Origin of the sequence: Streptomyces vulcanius (assembly GCF_042653945.1) — a bacterium.
Lineage (GTDB): Bacteria > Actinomycetota > Actinomycetes > Streptomycetales > Streptomycetaceae > Streptomyces > Streptomyces mangrovi.
Genome location: NZ_JBHSFK010000106.1, coordinates 1 through 2,688, shown reverse-complemented (window position 1 = coordinate 2,688; position 2,688 = coordinate 1). Strand labels below are relative to the sequence as shown.

Annotated in this window: 3 protein-coding genes; 2 read left to right on the top strand and 1 reads right to left on the bottom strand. The window is 66.3% G+C overall.

The genetic code is table 11. The features are described 5' to 3' along the window. Positions 1-118 precede the first annotated feature (118 nt). Positions 119-811 (top strand): transposase family protein, encoded by a 693-nt coding sequence (locus ACFPIH_RS56150; protein WP_381188072.1) that lies wholly within the window; start codon positions 119-121, stop codon positions 809-811. A 75-nt stretch (positions 812-886) separates the two neighbouring features. On the opposite strand, the gene ACFPIH_RS56145 is transcribed toward ACFPIH_RS56150, so the two are convergent. Then, a complete protein-coding gene (locus tag ACFPIH_RS56145; protein ID WP_381188069.1) occupies positions 887-1,732 on the bottom strand; it encodes an SDR family oxidoreductase in 846 nt (281 codons plus the stop codon). 117 nt (positions 1,733-1,849) lie between these two features. Between ACFPIH_RS56145 and ACFPIH_RS56140 the strand changes: the two genes are divergently transcribed. Next, complete coding sequence (locus ACFPIH_RS56140; protein ID WP_381188066.1) at positions 1,850-2,227, top strand: MerR family transcriptional regulator; 378 nt, start codon at positions 1,850-1,852, stop codon at positions 2,225-2,227. Positions 2,228-2,688 lie beyond the last annotated feature (461 nt).

The following is a 2,688-nucleotide window of genomic DNA, read 5'->3' as shown; positions in this document are numbered from 1 at the left end:
AATCAGCAGTCGGAGCGTCCCGGAGGACCGGGCGGCCAATCCACTCAAGCCATCACCGGCAGGTCACCATCAGCCACACCCGGTCCTCCCGGACCGTCCAACATTCTTAAGGGTCACCATGCTCATCGTCACCCGTGAGGACGACCGGCGCAGCAAGCTCCGCCCGTCTCAACGCGCGATGGTGGCACTGGTGTACCTGCGCGAACACACCACCGTGGCGAAAATCGCTGCCGGGTTCGGGATCAGCGAGTCCACCGCCCACGCCTACACCAGTGCAGTCATCCACCTGCTCGCCGACCGTGCGCCGGGACTGCTGAAGGTCCTACGCGAGGCCGATGCGGACTTCGTCCTGCTGGACGGCACCCTCGCCGAGTGCGACCGGGTCGGCGACGGACGGGCCGACTACTCCCACAAGCACCGCCGGCACGGGGTGAACGTGCAGGTAGTCACCGATCCGGACGGCCGGCTGCTGTGGCTCTCACCCGCGCTCCCGGGCCGAACTCACGACCTGACCGCGGCCCGCACCCACCGGATCATCCGCATCTGCGAGCGCCAGGGCGTCCCCATCCTGGCCGATCTCGCCTACCAGGGCGGTGGCCCCTGGGTGACCACGGCCATCAAACGCAGGCCCCTGCAAGAACTCACCCTCACCGAGAAGACACGCAACCGGGCCCTGGCCTCGGCACGGGCACCGGTCGAACGCGGCGTCGCGCGCCTGAAGTCCTGGCGCATCTTCCGCAGATCCCGATGCAGCCCAAACCGCATGACGTCAATCGCGAAAGCTGTCCTCACCCTGGAGCGGCAACGCTGAAGAAGCTCATTGGACGACGACGCGCCTCATGGCACGCGACCGGCGAGCTGCGGCGGCCCTACTTCTCTAATGCCGCTACGGCGCGGTCGCGGACTGGGCAGTCAGCTTCTCGCTGATCCGCCACAGCCGCTGCACGGCGTTGTCGTCGAGAGCGTCCGGGTTGGGCTGTATCTCACGAGAGTTCTTGAAGTACTTGCCCGTCACATCGGCCGCTTCCGACGACGTCGCCAGATAGACAGGGGTGCGCGCACCCTTCTCCGGACTCTTGAACAGGAGTCCCATCAGCTTATGCACCGGAGCAGGCAACTCACGCGTGATGCCAGTCGCGGTCATACCGGGGTCGACCGCGTTCACGGTGACGCCTTGTGCCCGTTGGGCGAGCGCGCGTACGAACATCAAGTTCGCGAGCTTCGACTGGCCTCCGGCCCGCAGGATCGAGTACTTCTGCTCGAGCTGCAGATCGTCCCAGTTGATCTTGCCGGACTTCTGGGCGCTGCCGGCGACGACGATGACCCTGGACGGCGCGCTGCGCTCCAGTACTGGCAGGAGCAGTGTCGTCAGCAGAAAGGACCCGAGGTGGTTGACCCCGAAGTGCAACTCGAAGCCGTCGGCGGTGAGCTTGCGGGCGGGTGACCCGACACCCGCGTTGTTCACCAGCACGTCCAGACGGTCGAACCTCTGCGTGAACGCCTCGACGAACGCCCGGATGGAAACCTGAGAGGCGAGATCGAGCTGCATCAGGTGCACTTGGTCGGAGCCGCTGAGCGTGCGGATCCCGGCGAGCGCCTCACTGCTCCTGGCAAGGTCGCGGCATGCCATCACCACAGTGGCGCCGGCCTTGGCTAGACCGACCGCGGTCATCTTGCCGATTCCCGAATTCGCGCCGGTTACGACACACACCTTGTCCGTCATATCTGCCATTCCAGGGCTCCTCAGCACTCCGTCGTGTCCGCGCCTCGGGCACAACCGATACCCTAGGACCTCACACTGACGTCAGAGGCAAGGGTCTGTGGCGCAGAACTCAGCCGGGAGGGCTTTGTGCGGATCGGGGAGCTCGCGTCACACGCCGGAGTCAGTGTCCGGTCCGTGCGCTACTACGAGGAGCAGGGGCTGCTCACCAGTACCCGCAGCCCTAGCGGCCAGCGGCACTACACGGACGACGAGGTCGATCGGGTCGCCTTCATCCAGCGGTTGTACGCCGCAGGCCTGTCCAGCCGCACCATCGCCGAGCTGCTGCCCTGCGTCGACACGCCCAGCAAGGAGAACTCCGACTCCGCGCTGGAGCGGATGGCACTGGAGCGCGAGCGGCTGTCCGCGCACATCGCCGACCTCGTGCGGACCAGGGACACACTCGACAAACTGATGGCCACGGCCCGGGCACACCGCGAGCAGCCGGGGAATGCTGCGGTCGGCTGACTGGTTCGCCTCGAGCCACCAACTCGAGCCACCAACTCGAGCCACCAAATTGCTGGAGAAGACGGCGCGTTGGACATTTTGCGGGCACGAGCACGACAGACCGCGACAACAGAGCCTCCTGGCGCCGCGAGGTTGGCATCGCAACCCCGAGCTGCCAGGAGGCCCTGCCGCTATGTCTCCACCACCGCAGGATCACCCATACAGAAACCCCGTTCGACTGATCAAACCGCCGAGCGGTAAGCGGAAGGCCTCTGGCCCTGCAGGGTACGTTGCCCATGCTTTCCGACTCCGTACTCACAAGACCGGCCCCGCCCACCGGGCCCACTACCGGGCATCCGTCCTCGGACGGCGGGTGTCAGCGGCGAGGAGGCTGCGAGCGGAGGAGGCCGTCGATGAGGCCTTCCATGTCGAGTTCGCCCTGGCGAGTCTGTGCCCCAGCCTTGAGGGCAGCCTGCAGGAAC

Bases quoted from the DNA above. Each gene is read 5' to 3' on its own strand.
- ACFPIH_RS56150 (WP_381188072.1), top strand. From the start codon at position 119: ATGCTCATCGTCACCCGTGAGGACGACCGGCGCAGCAAGCTCCGCCCG.
- ACFPIH_RS56145 (WP_381188069.1), bottom strand. From the start codon at position 1,732: ATGGCAGATATGACGGACAAGGTGTGTGTCGTAACCGGCGCGAATTCG.